Origin of the sequence: Paraburkholderia sediminicola (assembly GCF_046030555.1) — a bacterium.
GTDB classification, from domain to species: domain Bacteria; phylum Pseudomonadota; class Gammaproteobacteria; order Burkholderiales; family Burkholderiaceae; genus Paraburkholderia; species Paraburkholderia sediminicola_E.
This window is the reverse complement of record NZ_JAQQCH010000027.1, coordinates 49906-67161: the sequence shown is the minus strand read 5'-3', so window position 1 is coordinate 67161 and position 17256 is coordinate 49906. Positions and strand designations below refer to the sequence as shown.

Here is a 17256-nt window from a genome sequence, read left to right as displayed (position 1 = left end):
AAATGGCTGGTTGGGCGGTTGCGCTTATCCGCTTCCGCTATCCCCTCGCCTCACGCATCCGCTCAGTCAGCAGCCGATGCATCAGCGCGATTTCCCCCACCGCATCCGCCTCCAGCGACGTCAACCGCTCTCGCGCAGGCAGATCGCGCCGTATCGGGCGCAGGGTTCGATTCAAGGCAGCCTCGATGTCGGCGCTCGTGGCGGCAATCCACGCGCCGAGCTCATCGTGCATGCCGCGCCGGTTCATACTCAAGCGCAGTTGGGTCGCCGTTCCCGCCATTTTTCGCAACACGCTCAGCACAGTCAGCGTCACCGTATCGACCATCGAGTCCTCGAGCTTTTCGAGTCGAATACGGCCAATCGCCTCCTCGGCGTTATTGCTGCCCAACCCGGCGGCTCGGCGCAAGCGTTCCATGTCCTTCTCGCTGCGCTCCGGTGATTCCAGTGCCGCCCTCAGATATCCGAGATTGGCTCGCACCGCCTCGCCCAAGTAGGCGCGATAGTCGACTTTCTCGCGCGTCGGCCACAGATAGAACGTTGCCAGCAGCGCCAATACGCAGCCGAGCACATTGTTGCCGAGTCGCGTCAGCGCGTAGGCGAATTCGTTCGCGCCGGGCGTCGCAAAGTCGGCCACGAGCACAAAGGTCGGCGTCAGGAACAGAACGAACAGGCTGTAGCTGACGGGGCGCAGCGCCATCGTGGCCACCACCAGAGGAAAGACCGCCAATGAAATGCCGATGGGCGAATGGATCGCGTAGCCGATACCTGCCGCCAGCACACCGCCGACGATGCTCCCGGCCGCGCGCTCGATACTCCTCGGCCAGGTCGCGGCAATGGACGGTTGCAGGATCAGCAGCGTCGCCATGGTGGCCCAATAGCCGAAGGGAAGCCCGAGCGCCCGTATGACCAGAAAGCCCGCCGTCGTCGTGACGCCCACACGGGCAGCGTGACGCAAGCCGACCGACTGGCTCGAAAGGTTCGCCTTGAGGGTCGACCATGTCCGCGTCAGCAGTCTGGCGGCACGCTCCGGCCACCCCAGCGGCTCAGCGTACGTCGGCGCGAAGTCGACCAGTTCGAAATCAGACTTCAACGTCACCGGTTCCATCAATGCGGATTCGAGCCGTCTTGCGAGGCGGCGAAAACGGCGTTGCAGGTCAGCGAGACGGTTCCATTGCGCTTCATTGGTGGCCGTGCCGATTCTTCGCAGCACCTCGCCTATCCCGGTCAGCAGACGAGCCGCGCGTCTGGCGTGACGTGCGTCTTCCGGCGTTTTTTCACAAGCACCGGTGACCGCAATCAGATAAGCAAAGAGCGCTTCACTCTCGGTTAGCAAGGCGAGGAGATTGTCGTAGGTTTCCCGGCCGGCCGTTCTCGAGTCCGGCACGTTCGCCAGCGCCTTGCGCGAGCGCTCAAGCGTTGCCCGCGCATCGGCGCGAAACTTCGCGGCATGCGTGGCCCATTGTCCAGGGGCTGCGCGCTGCTCGAGCAGGCGCGCGCTGTCGAATGCGATGTCAGCCAGACGCAAATACACAGCACGCAGCGAAGCGCGGCTCGTGCCGAACGGATGAATGCGCCAGACCGTCAAGCTCAGCACAATGGCAAACAGGCATCCGACCAGGTAGGTGCCGAGAAACGCCATGCCTTCGCGAACGTCGTGCATCGGCCGGTCGACCATCACGACGCAGGCGGTCGCGGCAAGAATCGTCACCTGCGATGTCGCGGCCCCCCAGATCCTGCCGAACCCGCCGAGCGTTGTGAATATCAGAATGGCGAGCGCCGCGAACGCGGTCCCCTCGCCCGATGCGAAGGCGGTCACGCCACCGCACACGGTAGACAGAAGCGCGAAGCCCATCATCGAGGCGAAGCGCGCACGATTCGAACCGGCCGCGTCGGCAAGACAGGTCCAGAAAGCGCCAATCGCGGCCCATGCGAAGGCCGGGTCGTGCAGCAGATTGCCAAGCACCAGCATGGCCGTGGACGCACAGGCGGCTCTCAGTCCTTCCGACAGATTGGCCTCGCTCGTCGAAAACGAAACCATCCATACCGGCCGTCTGCGGTAGATCGCGGTGACGAGCGCGTATAGAGCCGCGTAAAGGCGGCTCGACCAGCGCGGCGACGAAGGGTTGGACTTGCGATTCAGCATCCGGACGGTGGGCTCCCAAAAACGCGCATTGGCGCTGCGTCAGCGCATTAATACCCCGCCAGCAGGAAACCGGCTACGGTCGCCGAATGCTAAGGGTTAACACTGAGATATAAAAATGCCTTCGGTTCATCCCATTGATGCGTTGTGTCTATGGGCTGGAACGGACGCTCTGACAACGCCACCCATGAAAAAACCGCGCGGCCCTTGCAGGCTCGCGCGGTTTTTATCGATCACCGGTGCAACGCAGCTTACTTCTTGAAGTTCGCCACGCCTTCCGTGATTTCCTTGTGCGCGGCTTCGATGCCCGCCCAGCCTTCGACCTTCACCCACTTGCCCTTTTCCAGCGCCTTGTATTGCTCGAAGAAGTGCTTGATCTGGTCCTTCAGGTACGCCGGAACGTCGTCGATCGACTTGAGATCGGCGGTCATCGGGCAGACCTTGTCGTGCGCGACGGCGACCAGCTTTGCGTCCACGCCCGATTCGTCGGTCATTTGCAGCATGCCGAGTGCGCGTGCGCGGACCACCGAGCCGGCCAGCAGCGGGAACGGCGTGATCACCAGGACGTCGACCGGGTCGCCGTCACCCGACAGCGTTTGCGGAATATAGCCGTAATTCGCCGGATAGCGCATGCCGGTGCCGATGAAACGGTCGACGTGCAGCAGGCCCGTTTCCTTGTCAGCTTCGTACTTCACCGGATCGCTTTGCGCCGGGATTTCGATGATGACGTTGAAATCTTGCGGAAGGTCTTTGCCTGCGGGGACGTGATTGAAGCTCATGAGCGCTCTCTGATCAGATGGAATTCGGAACACGGCGTGCGGCGCGTGAGTTCGACCGGCGTGAATCGTGAAATGCGCCAGGACGAGGTGCCGCGGCCGGACAGTGCGGAATACGCCATTATAGCCAATCGGCCGATGGCGCCTCTGGTTGGATCGGCGCGATAATCATCCGGCGTCTCTCGATTGTGCCTCTCGTTTGTGAACACCGCGTATCTGAACTTCGGCCTGGACGTCGGTTGCGCGACACCCCAAGGAGCATGCATGGAAGAAGCCCGGCATTTCATCGGCGGCGAATGGTCCGCTGCATCAGGCGGCGAGACGATCGCCGTGCTCGATCCCTCCGACGGCCAGCCGTTCACCCGGCTTGCTCGCGGCACCGCAGCGGATATCGACGACGCCGTTCACGCCGCCCGCCGCGCCTTCGAAGGCGCATGGGGTGAAGCAAGCGCCGCCGAACGCGGCCGCGTGCTGTACCGGCTGTCGATGCTGGTGGCCGCCCACCAGGAAGAACTCGCCCAGATCGAAGCCCGCGACACCGGCAAGCCGCTCAAACAGGCGCGCGCCGATTCGGCGGCGCTGGCCCGCTACTTCGAGTTTTACGCCGGTGCGGCGGACAAGCTGCACGGCGAAACGCTGCCCTATCAGGCCGGCTACACGGTGCTGACGATCCGTGAGCCGCACGGCGTGACCGGTCATATCGTGCCGTGGAACTACCCGATGCAGATCTTCGGCCGCAGCGTCGGCGCGGCGCTTGCCACCGGCAATGCGTGCGTCGTCAAGCCGGCGGAAGACGCGTGCCTCTCGGTGCTGCGCGTCGCCGAACTGGCGGCCGAGGCGGGTTTGCCGGCCGGCGCATTGAATATCGTCACCGGATTTGGGCACGAAGCGGGCGCGGCACTCGCGCGTCATCCCGGCATCGATCACATCTCATTCACCGGCTCGCCGGAAACCGGCAAGCTCGTGACGCAGATGGCCGCCGAGAACCACGTGCCGGTCACGCTCGAACTGGGCGGCAAATCGCCGCAAATCGTTTTCGCCGACGCGGATCTCGACGCGGCCTTGCCCGTGCTGGTGTCGGCGATCGTGCAGAACGCCGGGCAAACCTGCTCGGCGGGCAGCCGCGTGCTGATCGACAAGGCAATTTACGAGCCGCTGCTCGACCGGCTGAGCGGCGCGTTCCACGCGCTGCGGGTCGGCCCGTCGCATGCCGATCTCGACTGCGGTCCGCTGATCAACGCCAAGCAGCAACAACGCGTGTGGGACTTCCTCTCCGATGCGCAGCACGACGGTATTGCGATGGCAGCGCACGGCGAAGTGATTCCCGAAGCGCCGGAGAGCGGTTTTTATCAGGCGCCCACCCTGCTGCGCGACGTACCGGCAAACCACCGCCTCGCGCGCGACGAAGTGTTCGGCCCGGTCCTCGCCGCCATGTCGTTCACCGGCGAAGACGAAGCGCTTGCGCTCGCCAACGGCACGCAGTACGGCTTGGTCGCGGGTATCTGGACGCGCGACGGTGCCCGTCAGATGCGCCTCGCGCGGCGTCTGCGCTCCGGCCAGGTGTTCATCAACAACTACGGCGCGGGCGGCGGCGTCGAGTTGCCGTTTGGCGGCGTAAAGCACTCGGGCCATGGACGCGAGAAGGGTTTCGAAGCGCTGTACGGCTTCACGGTATTGAAGACCATCGCGATCCGTCACGGTTAGGCACTCGCATTCGCAGCAAACGGAAACAAACAGATGCAAGCGCATCACCATCCACAACAAACAATGGAGACATCATGCGGTTGACAGGTAAAACGGCCATCGTCACGGGTGGCGGCTCGGGTTTCGGCGAGGGCATCGCGAAGACCTACGCACGCGAAGGCGCGAATGTGGTGATCAACGATCTGAACGGCCCAGCGGCCGAACGCGTGGCGAGTGAAATCGCGCTCGCCGGCGGCAAGGCGATCGCGGTGACCGGCAACGTCATGCAACGTGAAGACTGGCAGAGACTGCGCGAGGCCGCGCTCGAAGACTTCGGCAGCGTACAGATCGTCGTCAACAACGCTGGTACGACGCATCGCAACAAACCGGTGCTCGACGTGACAGAAGCCGAGTTCGACCGTGTCTATGCGGTGAACGTCAAAAGCATCTACTGGAGCGTGCAGGAATTCGTGCCGTATTTCCGCCAGCAAGGCGGCGGCGTTTTCATCAATATCGCGTCGACAGCCGGCGTCCGGCCGCGGCCGGGCCTCATCTGGTACAACGGCAGCAAGGGCGCGGTAATCATCGCCAGCAAGTCGCTCGCCGTCGAACTGGGCCCGGACCGCATTCGGGTCAACTGCGTGAACCCCGTGATGGGCGAGACAGGGCTGCTGTCGGAATTCATGGGTGTCGAAGACACGCCGGAGAACCGCAAGCGCTTTCTCGCCGGCATTCCGCTCGGGCGTTTTTCCACGCCGCAGGATATCGCCAACGCGGCGCTGTATCTCGCCTCGGACGAGGCCGAGTTCATCACCGGTGTATGTCTCGAAGTGGACGGCGGGCGCTGCGTGTAAACGCCATGCAAGCCAAACCATCCGGCACGGCTAGAATCGCGATCGAAGCAGGTACTTCATTTCCACAAGAAAAAAGGAGACACCATGGCTAGTCCCGCAAATCCGCTCCACCATCCCGGCGCGGGGGCGCCACCTTCCACGTTCGAGGAGGCGACCTATCGCAAGGTGACCTGGCGGCTCGCGCCGCTCCTGATGCTCTGCTATGTGGTCGCGTATCTCGACCGCGTCAACGTCGGCTTCGCCAAGCTGCAAATGACCACCGACCTCGGCCTGAGCGACGCGGTCTACGGCTTTGGCGCGGGGATTTTCTTCGTCGGCTATTTCATCTTCGAAATTCCGAGCAATGTGATCCTGCATAAAGTGGGCGCGCGCGTGTGGATCGCGCGGATCATGGTGTCGTGGGGCGTGATCTCGATGCTGACCATGTTCGTCACCACGCCGGCCATGTTCTACGTCATGCGCTTCCTGCTCGGTCTCGCCGAAGCGGGCTTCTTTCCCGGCATCATCCTGTATCTCACGTACTGGTATCCGTCGCACCGTCGTGGCCGCATGACCACCTGGTTCATGACGGCCATCGCATTGTCCGGCGTGATCGGCGGCCCGATGTCGGGCTATATCCTGAAGAGCTTCAACGGCATGAACGGCTGGCATGGCTGGCAGTGGCTGTTTCTGCTCGAGGGGATTCCCTCGGTGATTGTCGGGATCATGGTGTTCCTGATGCTCGACGACCGCGTCTCGAAGGCGAAATGGCTCACCAGCGAAGAGAAGGAATTGCTCGAACGTCAGGTATCGGCCGAAGAAGCCACCAAGCACGACATGCCGATTCGTCAGGTGCTCACGAGCGGCCGCGTGCTGATGCTGAGCCTCACGTACTTCTCGTTCGTGATGGGCCTGTATGGCGTGAGCTTCTGGCTGCCGACCATCATCAAGGCGACCGGCGTGACAGATTCGTTCATGATCGGCTTGCTGTCCGCGATTCCGTTTGCGGCAGCGGTGGTCGCGATGGTGTTTGTGTCGCGCAGTGCGGACCGCCTTCGCGAGCGGCGCTGGCATATCGCGTTGCCGGCATTCGCAGGGGCGGTTGGCCTCGTGCTCTCCGTGGTGTGGGCGCACAACACGGTGCTGGCGATGGCCTCGCTCACGCTCGCGACCATGGGCATCCTCACCACCCTGCCGCTGTTCTGGAGCCTGCCGACGGCGATCCTGGCCGGCACAGGCGCGGCAGCCGGCATCGCGATGATCAACTCGATCGGCAATCTCGCGGGCTTTCTCAGCCCGTATGCAGTCGGCTGGCTGAAGCAGGCGACTGCCGCGAACGACTCCGGCATGTATATGCTGGCGGCGTTCATGATCCTTGGGGGTCTGCTGGCGATCAGTGTGCCCGCGAAAATGGTCAACAAATGAGGGGATTCGCTTCGTGACGTAAGGCAGGAGGCGCCGTCAAACGCCGCTCGTCACGAATCATGAGTCGCGGGGCGCGAGCCCCGGTTCACGTTTCAAGTAATGCGCACCACGCATCACATCGCCAATGAAAAAGCCCCCGGCATCTAACTCATGCCGGGGGCTTTTTCCATCTACCGCAGCGCGCAATCAAACAAGCGCCGCAGCGATCAAGGCGTCACACGATATTCATCGCCAACGCGCTTTCACGATAATGCTGGCTCGCCTTATCGGCATCGCCGATCTGTTCATGCAAACGCGCCAACGCGCGATGCGAGCGAATCTTCAATGTCTCGTTGTCGGCCAGTTTCAGCGCACGCTCGAGGAACGATTGCGCCTTGCCCCACAATTGCTGATGCAGGCACAAGCGACCCAGGGCGAACATCAAATCCGCGTCTTCCGGGCGATCCTTCTGCCACCCTTCGGCCTTCTGGATCAACGGCAACGCGTCGCCCCCGGCCGTGTCCGGATAACGGCGCAACAGCCGCGCGTCCCAGTTCTGCGCCAGCGCTTCTTCGACGATCTTGCGTGCTTCCTGCGGACGGTTCAACGACACCAGCAGTTCGGCCGCAAGATCGGCGAGACGCGGCGAATGACGCTCGGTGGCCGATAGCGAATTCCACAACTCCAGCAGTGCATCAGCGTTATGACGCCGGTCGCGCAGGAGGTTTTCCGCTGCGAGCTGACGCAAGCGCACCGCTACCGCCGGATGGATCGCTTCGCGTTTTTCCAGCGTCTTGACGAGCTTGAGCACTTCACCCCAGTTCTTCAATTGCTGTTGCGCGCGCAACGTGATCTGCTGCGCGTGAATCCGCCGTGCGCCCTGCGACTGCATTTCAGTCAGCGCGGCGAGTGCGCCGTCCGCGTCGCGGCCATCGGCACGCATGTCGGCGGTGGCCATCAGACGTGCGTCCTGCCAGTCGGCTTCGTCGATCTGGGCGAGCCATTCGTCGCGCCGCGCATATTCATGCATGCGGTGCGCCGCGGTGGCCGCGATCAAACCGGCCGCGCCCTTGTTGTCGCCATTCGTGAGCGAATCTTTCGCGGCTTTTTCGGCGCGCGAGAAACGCCCGGCGTACAGATTGCCGATCGCGTCACGCAATGCAGCGTGTGCCTTCGCGACACGCGAGCGCGCACGATAGGCCGCCACGCGCTGCGGCATGCGCCAGATATTGCGCACGATGCGCAGCAGCGCGTACAGCAGGATGAACAGCACCACCAGCCCGACCACGAACAGATTCAGCGAGATGTCGACGCGGTACGGCGGATAGATCAGCAGCACCTGCCCCATGTCGAAGCGTCCGACCACCGCCAGCACCACCGCGATGGCGAACAGCAACGCGAGCCATAGAAGTCCCCGGATTGCCATGATTAACCTCGGCTCCGGTATTGATTGACAGCCTGCAGGCTGGTGTTCAGATTCGGCAGTTCAACCGCGGCCGAGCCCGCATCCACCTGCTTGACCAGATCGACCACGGTCTGCGTTTTCTTTGACGTGTTGTCGAAGTAGCGCGTGAGCGCGGCCTGCGCCGCCTGCAGGTCGGACTTCAGCGTGGTCTGGTTGCGCGAGAGCAGCGCGAGCCGCGCCGACAGCAAACGCAGCTTCAGATTCTCGCGCACGAAGTAGCCCTGATCGGGCGTGACGAGCATGGCGTCGGCGTTGTCGATACGGCGTACCTGCACGAGGCTCGTCAACTGCTGGCCGATGCCGGTCGTGACTTCGCGCCACCACACTTTCCAGCGCGGCTCGCCGGTGGCCGCGGCCACCTTGGCCGTGTCGGCCCAGCTGGCGGCCTTCGGCGTGGCATGGGCAATCGGTGCTTCGCCGGAGAGCGGCAGGCTGTCGATCTGGTCGATCGCGTTATCGAGCTTGATCGCCATACCGGTCAGGTCCGTGGAAGGCGCGGCCTTCAGCTTGTCGATGTCTTGCGCGATCGCCTTGCGCACGGTCACGGCCTGCGGGCTGTCCGAGGCGGCGAGACGCGTGTCCGCGCTTTGCAACGCAAACAGCGCGAGTTGCGTATTGCCGGTGAGCTGCAACTGCTGGCTCGCGGCCGACAGCATCTGGCCGACTTCAGCCATCGTCCAGTCGTCGCGATTGCGGGCGAGATCCGTGTATTGCTGCTGCAGCGCTTGCTGCGCGGTTTGCGCGTCAGCCAGCTTGCCTTCGAGTTGCGCGACCTGCGAGTCGGACTGATGCACCGTGGCCAGCGCCTGATCGGTCTTGACGCGCAGTTCGCTGGTCTGCGCGTCGTTCGCCTGCTGGCGTTGCACGAGCTGCTGCTCGGTGCGCTCCACCTTTCGATTGAGCGCATAGCCGCCCACACCCGCCGCACAAGCGATGATCACGACGACAAACCACAGCAGCGGTCCGCTCGCGCTGCGGCGCTTTTGCGCTTCGTAGGGCGTGAAGGGTGGATTCGGCGGCAACGCGCTGGTTGCGGCCGGCTGGGGTGAAGCGTTCGTGGATGCGTTCGTTTCAGTCATGCGTGATTTAGCCGGTGAATGAGCCGGGTTGGACGGTACCGGTTGAACAACGGTCGGGACGGCGGCAAGCAAGGCACGGACAATCCGATCATCGCCCGCACCGGACACCGTAATGCTATCAAAACCCAATGCCCGCGCGGTCTGCGCGATACGGGGATGCGGCGTAACCAGATTGGCGTGCTTCAGTTGCGCAATTTCGCCGGCGGTCAGATGCTCTTGTGCGAGCTCATGCAGATTGCGCACACCTTCAGAACTGGTGAGCAGCCAGGCGTGCGGCTCGCCAGCGAGCAATGCGTGCACGCGTGCCCAGCCGCCGATCGACGGTTCCGGCACGAGGCGCCGATAGGCCGCAACCGTTTCGACTTCGGCGCCCGCCTCGCGCAAGCGATCGGCGAGCCATTCGCGGCCGCCGTCGCCGCGCACGATCAGGACGCGCTTGCCTTCAAGCGCGCTCGCGCCGAGCGCGGTATCGATCGCAGCGAACAGGCCTTCGGAATCGAAACGTGCCGTATCGTCGTCGGCTGCGGACGGCGGGCTGATGACGTTGTATGCCGGCGCCGTGACGCCGTGACGCACCAGCGCCTGCACACTCCCCGGCCCGACCACGCCGATCGGCAGGGCGTGCGGCCAGATTGCATCGCTCCTGGCAAACGCGTGATCGACCGCATTGGGCGAGACGAACACCACCAGTGCATAGCGCTCCAGAGAAGCCAGCGCGGCGCGCAACGGTGTTTCGTCGACGACCGGCGCGATGTCGATCAACGGAAAGTCGAGCACGGCAATGCCCGCCGCCGCGAGTTGCGCGATCATTTCGTTCGACTGACCGGCCGGTCGCGTAATCACGACCGTGAACGCCGCCTTGCCGGCGGATGAGGATGTGTTGCCCGGGATATCGGCCGCCATCACTCGCCGGTCGCCGCGCTGTCCGCGGCCCCTGTTGCGGGCCCGCTGGCCGTGCTCAGCGCGCGGACGATTTCCATCGCGCCTTGCTGCTCGAGCGCGCTCGCCACTTCCTGGCCGAGCGCGATAGCACGTTCGACGGTGGGCGCCGGCGCCGACGCCTGCGCGCTCAAGACGCGCTGGCCGTCGGGCGTAGCGACGATGCCGCGCAGATGCAGCGCGCCGTCGTGCCAGTGCGCATAGGCCGCGAGCGGCACTTCGCAACTGCCGCCAAGGGCACGCGAGACCATCCGCTCCGCTTCGACGGCCGCGGCCGTATGTTCGTGATGCAGGGGCGCAAGCCATGCCGCGAGTTCCGCGCGATCGGCGCGGATCTCGATGCCGAGCGCGCCCTGACCGGCTGCGGGCAAGCTGTCTTCGGGATCGAGCAGCGCACGGATGCGCTCGCCGAGACCCAGGCGCTTCAGACCGGCAGCCGCCAGAATGATCGCCGCGTAGTCGCCGCGATCGAGTTTCGACAGGCGCGTGTCCAGATTGCCGCGCAACGGCCGCACCACGAGGTGCGGGTAACGCATGCGCAGCATGGCCTCACGGCGCAGGCTGGAGGTGCCGACCACGGCGCCGGCCGGCAGCGCGGCAAGCGAGTCGTAATCGTTAGACACCAGCGCGTCGCGCGGATCTTCGCGTTCCATGATGGTGGACAGCGCAAAGCCCGTGGGCAATTCCATCGGCACGTCTTTAAGCGAGTGCACTGCCAGGTCAGCGCGGCCGTCGGCCAGCGCGGCTTCCAGTTCCTTGACGAAAAGGCCCTTGCCACCAACCTTCGACAAAGTGCGATCGAGAATTTGATCGCCACGTGTCGTCATTCCGAGGATTTTTACGTCACAAGATGGATATAATTTGTGCAGCGCACATCGCACATGCTCCGCCTGCCACATGGCAAGGCGGCTTTCTCGCGACGCAATCACAAGCGTGTGGGGTGGCGTAGAAAACGTCTCGGTGTTCATTAGCTTGCTGATCGAATGACGGGATGTAATAACAATCAATGTTAGCACGCGACCCCGTGTCTCAAGGCACAGCGGAGCGCCGTGCCGGCGCGGTATCGATGGAGGAGACGGGTCTCGCAGCGCGCGCGCCTGCCCCATCCCAGCCTGTTCAAGCACGGTCGTTCGCGCACCGGGGCGCGGCATGCGGGATGATGCAATGCGGCGCAACGTGCCTGGCGTGCATTCAACGCATGCCATGCGCCTCGTGCGTTTTACGCACAATGCGCGCGGCCACCTCTCCGGCGTATTGCCATCGGCGCATACCGTTTCGTGCAGTTCACGTTGCAGCTCATAGTGCAGTTCCGCAGTAGCAGTTCATCACTCAACAGACCCTGGCTTCCCTGAGGAAACCCATCGTGACGTCTTCCGGATCGGCGCGCCCTGCCCGCCGCAACACTGCATCGCCCAACGCTCAAGCGGCTGACGCCGCCGCGGCACCCGCCGCTTCCGCTTCCGCTGCAACGGCTGCCCAGTCCACACAGGCCAAACGCGCCGGCAAGACTGCCACGGCAACCCAGGCCGCGAGTATCGCCAAAGCCACCCGGCCCGCCAAAGCCTCGTCGCCCGCCAAGGCGGACAAGGCGGTGAAGGCCGTCAGGACAGGTAAGGCAACGCAAGCTGCGAACACCGCCAAGGCGCTGAAGCAGGCCAAAGCCAAGTCCCCGAAAATCAAGGTCGTCGTGAGCGAAGCCGCGCCGCAAGCCGCCAAAGCGCCCAAACTGCAAGCCGTTTCACAGAATACGGTCGTGCCGGCGTCGAAAAGCAGCGGCCGCACGCGTGAGGACAAGGATCATCCGCTGTTCCAGGACATCCGCTATCTGGGACGCCTGCTCGGCGACGTACTGCGCGAACAGGAAGGCGACGCGGTGTTCGATGTCGTGGAAACGATCCGCCAGACCGCCGTGCGGTTTCGCCGTGAGGACGACAGTGCCGCCGCGCAGACGCTCGACAAGAAACTGCGTTCGCTGAGCCCGGAGCAAACGGTTAGCGTGGTGCGCGCGTTCAGCTACTTCTCGCATCTTGCCAATATCGCTGAAGACCGCCACCGCAATCGCCGGCACCGGATTCACGCGCTGGCCGGCTCGACTTCGCAACCGGGCACCATGGCGCACGCGCTCGAACGCCTCGTCGAGGCGGGCAACGCCGCGACGCCGGTCCTGCAGCAGTTCTTCAACGAAGCGCTGATCGTGCCGGTGCTGACCGCGCATCCTACCGAGGTACAGCGCAAGAGTATTCTCGACGCGCAGCACGACGTCGCGCGCCTGCTGGCCGAACGCGATCAGCAGTTGACCAACCGCGAACGCGCGCATAACGAAGCCATGCTGCGTGCAAGCGTCACGTCGCTCTGGCAAACGCGGATGCTGCGCGATTCGCGGCTGACGGTGGCCGATGAAATCGAAAATGCGCTGTCGTATTACCGCGCGACCTTCCTCGAAGAAATTCCGGCGCTTTACGCCGACATCGAGGAAGCGCTCGCCGAGCACGGCCTCGCCGCGCGCCTGCCGCCGTTCTTGCAGATGGGCAGCTGGATCGGCGGTGACCGCGACGGCAATCCAAACGTCACCGCCGAAACGCTCGAGCACGCGATCACCCGCCAGGCCGCGGTGATCTTCGAACACTATATGGAGCAGGTGCACAAGTTGGGCGCCGAGTTGTCGGTGTCGAACCTGCTGGCCGGCGCAAGCGACGCGTTGAAAGAACTCGCGGCCGCCTCACCTGACCAGTCGCCGCACCGTACCGACGAACCGTATCGCCGCGCCTTGATCGGCATGTACACGCGGCTCGCCGCCAGTGCGCGCGTGCGTCTCGGCGAAGGCAGCGTACCGGTGCGCAGTGCGGGCCGCGGCGCGGCGCCGGTGCGCGCCAAACCGTACGGCGACTCCGCGGAATTCGTGCGCGATCTGCACGTGCTGATCGATTCGCTCGCCGAGCATCATGGCGCGCCGCTCGCTACACCGCGTCTGTCGCCGCTCGCGCGCGCCGCCGAAGTGTTCGGCTTCCATCTGGCGAGTATCGACTTGCGCCAAAGCTCCGACATTCACGAAGCGGTGATCGCCGAGTTGCTGAAACGCGCGGGCGTCGAAGAAGACTATGCGTCGCTCTCCGAAGAAGACAAGCTCAAGGTACTGCTCGCCGAATTGGCTCAACCGCGCCCGTTGCGTCTGCCGTATGCGGAGTATTCCGATCTCGTGAAGAGCGAACTCGGCGTGCTCGAAGAGGCCCGCATCACGCGCGAAAAGTTCGGCACGCGCGCGGTCCGCAACTACATCATTTCGCACACCGAGACCGTCAGCGATCTGGTCGAAGTGATGTTGCTGCAGAAGGAAACCGGCCTGCTGCACGGACGTCTGGGCGACGCGAACGATCCGGCGCGAGCGGGCTTGATGGTGATCCCGCTGTTCGAAACGATCCCCGACTTGCGCAACGCGCCGCACATCATGCGCGATCTGATCGCGCTACCGGGCGTCGACGCACTGATCGAACATCAGGGCAACGAGCAGGAAGTGATGCTCGGCTATTCGGACAGCAACAAGGACGGCGGTTTCCTGACGTCGAACTGGGAACTGTATCGCGCCGAACTCGCGCTGGTGTCGCTGTTCAATCAACGCGGCGTGACCTTGCGCCTGTTCCACGGTCGGGGCGGCACGGTTGGCCGTGGCGGCGGTCCGACTTATCAGGCGATTCTGTCGCAGCCGCCAGGCACGGTCGACGGCCAGATCCGTTTGACCGAGCAAGGCGAAGTGATCGCAAGCAAGTTCGGCAACCCGGAAATCGGCCGGCGCAATCTGGAAACGGTGGTGGCCGCGACGCTTGAAGCCTCGTTGTTGCCGCACGGCATTGCGCCCGCGCAACTGCCCGCCTTCGAAGAGACGATGCAGCAATTGTCCGACGCGGCGATGGCGTCGTATCGCGCGCTGGTCTACGAAACGCCGGGCTTCAAGGAGTATTTCTTCGAATCGACGCCGATCTCGGAGATCGCCGAGTTGAACATCGGCAGCCGTCCGGCTTCGCGCAAGTTGCAGGACCCGAAGCAACGCAAGATCGAAGATCTGCGCGCGATTCCGTGGGGCTTCTCATGGGGTCAATGCCGTTTGCTGCTAACCGGCTGGTACGGTTTCGGCAGCGCGGTGGCCGCGCATCTGGACAGCGCGCCGAGCGATGCCGAGCGCACCCGCCGTCTGGCGCTGCTCAAGAAGATGCACAAGACCTGGCCGTTCTTCTCGAACCTGCTCTCCAACATGGACATGGTGCTGGCGAAGACCGACCTCGCGGTCGCGTCGCGCTACGCACAACTCGTGTCGGACAAGAAGCTGCGCAAGCATGTGTTCGAGCGGATCGTCGCGGAATGGGAGCGGACGTCGAAGGTGTTGTCGGAGATTACCGGCAAGAGCGAACGGCTCGCGGAGAATCCGCTGCTCGCGCGTTCGATCAAGAACCGCTTCCCGTATCTCGATCCGTTGAATCACTTGCAGGTTGAATTGCTCAAGCGTCACCGCGCGGGCGATACCAACGCGCGCGTGCGGCGCGGGATTCATTTGAGCATCAACGGGATTGCGGCGGGGCTGCGCAATACGGGTTGATCGAGTCAGCCAGGCGGGTGGTTTAACCGCCCGGCCTGACAGGCGGCCTTGTCAGAATCGCTTGAAAAACGAAGCCGAGCGCGGATCACTTAGCCGTAATCGGCTTCGGCATTTCTGCCGCAGGAATGTTGAATTTGAGCGGAGGTTCGCGGCGTGCCTGGATCCGCTTGTCGCGCTCCGCGTTTTCGAACTGGACGCGCGAATCGAGGTCGCGCCGCGCTTGCCGCGACATGTTCGCATTGGAACCGGGCGCGATGACGGTGAACGGCCCGCTGGTTGAGGAACTTGAATCAGGAACCGGATCGGAGGACAGTGAGCGCGACAAGGTGTTGTCGTAGGAATAGCCGTTGTAACCGTTATAGGCGTTATGGCTGTCATTGAACCGAACGCCCTGCGCCGACGTAGTGCCAGGCAGCGCAACCGTTGTCGCCACAAAAAGAATCAGCCTCTGCATCTACATACCTCTGAATTGATTAGCAATCCAGAGATTATCACGGCACGCCCGCCCTTCTTTTGAGATCGACATCAAATTCGGGTGGGCGCGTCGCCATGCCGCACCAGCGGCTGCAGCAGCGCCGTATGCCGGCTTATTGCGCCTCGACCATCAGCGCGTCGAGCTTGAACGAGCCGTCTTCCTGCACGTCGAAATACTGACGGACTTCGTCGGGCGAGTTGCTCCACAGCGAGCGAATCGCCACCACGCGCGGCTCCGGCGTGCGCATGCGCGCCACCCACGACGTGAATTCGATGTCGATGCGCCAACGCTCGCGAATCGCTACCTTGAAACCGGCCGCTTCGAAGAACGCAATCCATTCGTCAGCGCGGTAATCGCGAATATGCGAGCCGTCGCGCAACACTTCGACCGCCTGAATATGCGTGTCGAGCAGCGGATGATCGGCGCCGGCGATGTCGATGAACAGCACCTTGCCACCTGGCTTCAACACGCGCCGCACTTCGGCGAGCGCGAGCGGCACGTCGTGCCAGTGATGCGCGCTCATCCGGCTGATGATCCAGTCGAACGAATGATCGTCGAACGGCAGCGTTTCGGCAGCACCCTGTTGCGTGCGGATGTTGGTCAGGCCGCGATCCTTCGCCGCACCGTCGACCGTCGCCAGCATTTGCGGCGCGATGTCGTACGCGACCACCTCTTTTGCGTGCGGCGCCACCGCGAAACTCGCGTGACCCGCGCCGCAGCCCATGTCGAGCACCGTGGCATCCGGCGTCGCGGCGATCGATTCGGCCAGCGTCTGCAGATCGGCGCCGGTGGCATGCGTCTGACTCGTCAAATACGCGGCGGCGGTCGAGCCGAAGGCGTCGGCGACCTGATCGTGATGCTTCATGGAAGGCTCCGGTTATCTGTGTGGGGTTGGGCCGGGCTTGGGCCGGGTTGGTCTGGACGGTGTTGCGCCGTTCCAGCCGTTACAATAGAGGCCGCCGTGTACCAGTACAAGTTAAGCAATTATTCTGGTATCAATAGCACCACCCGACACCACCTCCCCTTTCCACGCGCTGCCTGACAAGAATGACCACGCCGTCCTCCGCCGACAACCCGCCGCCGCTCGACGCCACACCTGCCCGCGCGCTCGGCGATTTCATCCGCGCTCACCGCGAACGGCTCACGCCGCAAGCGCTCGGCCTGCCGCCCGGCCCGCGCCGCCGCACCCCCGGCTTGCGGCGCGAGGAAGTCGCGCAGCTGTGCGGCGTGAGCCCGACCTGGTACACGTGGATCGAACAGGGCCGCCCGGTCTCCGCCTCCGCCGAGGCGCTGGCGCGAATCGCCGTTGCGCTGCAACTGTCGCGCGCCGAGCGGGCCTATCTGTTCGAGCTGGCGGCCCAGCGCGACCCGGCCGAGCCCGATCCGGCCGCCGCCGACGCGCCCGCCACCCTGCTCGAAACCGTGCAGCTCGTGAACGCGCCGGCTTACGTGCTCGACCGGCAGTGGAACGCGCTCGCCTGGAACGAGCGTGCCGCCGACCTGTTCGTCGGCTGGCTTGACGGCGCGCACGACCGCAATCTGCTGCGCTACACCTTCACCGAGCCGGCCGCGCGCGAGCTGATCGTCGACTGGGAAACGCGCGCGCGGCGCCTCGCTGCCGAATTCCGCGCCGACTCGATCCGTCATTTGAACGACGCGCCCACCCGTGGGCTGATCGACTCGCTCACCACCGCCAGCGACGCGTTCGCCCGCTTCTGGGCGTCGCAGGACGTGGGCGGCCGCGAAGGCGGCCGGCGCGAATTCAATCATCCGCGCGACGGCCGCATTGTCTACGACCAGATCACCTTCAAGCCCGCGCATCGCGAGGATCTGAAGCTGGTCGTGCTGGTGCGGGAATAGCCCAGTGTTAAAAT

The 17256-nt window shown here is 64.0% G+C and carries 12 protein-coding genes; 5 read left to right on the top strand and 7 right to left on the bottom strand.

The window, feature by feature from the left end:
* Nucleotides 1-37 precede the first annotated feature (37 nt).
* Nucleotides 38-2143 (bottom strand): FUSC family protein, encoded by a 2106-nt coding sequence (locus PQQ52_RS29210; protein ID WP_408219264.1) that lies wholly within the window; start codon nt 2141-2143, stop codon nt 38-40.
* Nucleotides 2144-2391: 248 nt separating this feature from the next.
* The gene (ppa, locus tag PQQ52_RS29205) at nt 2392-2919 is read right to left on the bottom strand and encodes an inorganic diphosphatase (protein ID WP_325045585.1); all 528 of its coding nucleotides are present in this window, start codon (nt 2917-2919) and stop codon (nt 2392-2394) included.
* 261 nt (nt 2920-3180) lie between these two features.
* Here ppa and PQQ52_RS29200 point away from each other — a divergent pair, with 261 nt between their 5' ends.
* The 3 genes from PQQ52_RS29200 (at nt 3181) to PQQ52_RS29190 (ending at nt 6857) form a co-directional block, all read left to right on the top strand.
* A complete protein-coding gene (locus PQQ52_RS29200) occupies nt 3181-4620 on the top strand; it encodes an aldehyde dehydrogenase family protein (RefSeq protein ID WP_408219262.1) in 1440 nt (479 codons plus the stop codon).
* Between the two features lie 74 nt (nt 4621-4694).
* Nucleotides 4695-5453 carry an SDR family oxidoreductase gene (locus PQQ52_RS29195; protein ID WP_408219260.1) on the top strand — a complete coding sequence of 253 codons (759 nt, stop codon included), beginning with the start codon at nt 4695-4697 and terminating at the stop codon, nt 5451-5453.
* A gap of 84 nt (nt 5454-5537) precedes the next feature.
* Complete coding sequence (locus PQQ52_RS29190; protein WP_408219257.1) at nt 5538-6857, top strand: MFS transporter; 1320 nt, start codon at nt 5538-5540, stop codon at nt 6855-6857.
* A 214-nt stretch (nt 6858-7071) separates the two neighbouring features.
* On the opposite strand, the gene PQQ52_RS29185 is transcribed toward PQQ52_RS29190, so the two are convergent.
* Genes PQQ52_RS29185 through hemC form a run of 3 tightly spaced genes read right to left on the bottom strand, consistent with a single transcriptional unit; the run spans nt 7072 to nt 11287 of the window.
* Nucleotides 7072-8262 carry a heme biosynthesis protein HemY gene (locus tag PQQ52_RS29185; protein ID WP_408219254.1) on the bottom strand — a complete coding sequence of 397 codons (1191 nt, stop codon included), beginning with the start codon at nt 8260-8262 and terminating at the stop codon, nt 7072-7074.
* Between the two features lie 2 nt (nt 8263-8264).
* Nucleotides 8265-10283 carry a fused uroporphyrinogen-III synthase HemD/membrane protein HemX gene (hemDX, locus tag PQQ52_RS29180; RefSeq protein WP_408219251.1) on the bottom strand — a complete coding sequence of 673 codons (2019 nt, stop codon included), beginning with the start codon at nt 10281-10283 and terminating at the stop codon, nt 8265-8267.
* Nucleotides 10283-11287: a hydroxymethylbilane synthase gene (hemC, locus tag PQQ52_RS29175; RefSeq protein WP_408219248.1), complete on the bottom strand. Its 1005-nt coding sequence runs from the start codon at nt 11285-11287 to the stop codon at nt 10283-10285. The genes hemDX and hemC overlap by 1 nt, the downstream gene beginning before the upstream one ends.
* A gap of 395 nt (nt 11288-11682) precedes the next feature.
* Here hemC and ppc point away from each other — a divergent pair, with 395 nt between their 5' ends.
* Entirely contained in the window at nt 11683-14907 is a 3225-nt protein-coding gene (gene ppc, locus PQQ52_RS29170) for a phosphoenolpyruvate carboxylase (RefSeq protein ID WP_408219245.1), read from the top strand.
* Nucleotides 14908-14992: 85 nt separating this feature from the next.
* Here ppc and PQQ52_RS29165 read toward each other — a convergent pair whose 3' ends face one another.
* Together PQQ52_RS29165 and PQQ52_RS29160 are read right to left on the bottom strand one after the other, a co-directional pair.
* A complete protein-coding gene (locus PQQ52_RS29165; RefSeq protein WP_408219242.1) occupies nt 14993-15361 on the bottom strand; it encodes a hypothetical protein in 369 nt (122 codons plus the stop codon).
* Nucleotides 15362-15494: 133 nt separating this feature from the next.
* Entirely contained in the window at nt 15495-16247 is a 753-nt protein-coding gene (locus PQQ52_RS29160; protein ID WP_408219239.1) for a class I SAM-dependent methyltransferase, read from the bottom strand.
* 182 nt (nt 16248-16429) lie between these two features.
* Between PQQ52_RS29160 and PQQ52_RS29155 the strand changes: the two genes are divergently transcribed.
* Entirely contained in the window at nt 16430-17242 is an 813-nt protein-coding gene (locus PQQ52_RS29155; protein WP_408219236.1) for a helix-turn-helix transcriptional regulator, read from the top strand.
* The last annotated feature ends 14 nt before the right edge of the window (nt 17243-17256 follow it).

Excerpts from the sequence above, each read along its gene's own strand:
- hemC (WP_408219248.1), bottom strand. The coding sequence starts at position 11,287 with ATGAACACCGAGACGTTTTCTACGCCACCCCACACGCTTGTGATTGCG.
- hemDX (WP_408219251.1), bottom strand. The coding sequence starts at position 10,283 with ATGGCGGCCGATATCCCGGGCAACACATCCTCATCCGCCGGCAAGGCG.
- PQQ52_RS29200 (WP_408219262.1), top strand. The coding sequence starts at position 3,181 with ATGGAAGAAGCCCGGCATTTCATCGGCGGCGAATGGTCCGCTGCATCA.
- PQQ52_RS29165 (WP_408219242.1), bottom strand. The coding sequence starts at position 15,361 with ATGCAGAGGCTGATTCTTTTTGTGGCGACAACGGTTGCGCTGCCTGGC.
- PQQ52_RS29185 (WP_408219254.1), bottom strand. The coding sequence starts at position 8,262 with ATGGCAATCCGGGGACTTCTATGGCTCGCGTTGCTGTTCGCCATCGCG.
- ppa (WP_325045585.1), bottom strand. The coding sequence starts at position 2,919 with ATGAGCTTCAATCACGTCCCCGCAGGCAAAGACCTTCCGCAAGATTTC.
- PQQ52_RS29190 (WP_408219257.1), top strand. The coding sequence starts at position 5,538 with ATGGCTAGTCCCGCAAATCCGCTCCACCATCCCGGCGCGGGGGCGCCA.
- PQQ52_RS29160 (WP_408219239.1), bottom strand. The coding sequence starts at position 16,247 with ATGAAGCATCACGATCAGGTCGCCGACGCCTTCGGCTCGACCGCCGCC.
- PQQ52_RS29210 (WP_408219264.1), bottom strand. The coding sequence starts at position 2,143 with ATGCTGAATCGCAAGTCCAACCCTTCGTCGCCGCGCTGGTCGAGCCGC.
- PQQ52_RS29195 (WP_408219260.1), top strand. The coding sequence starts at position 4,695 with ATGCGGTTGACAGGTAAAACGGCCATCGTCACGGGTGGCGGCTCGGGT.
- PQQ52_RS29155 (WP_408219236.1), top strand. The coding sequence starts at position 16,430 with ATGACCACGCCGTCCTCCGCCGACAACCCGCCGCCGCTCGACGCCACA.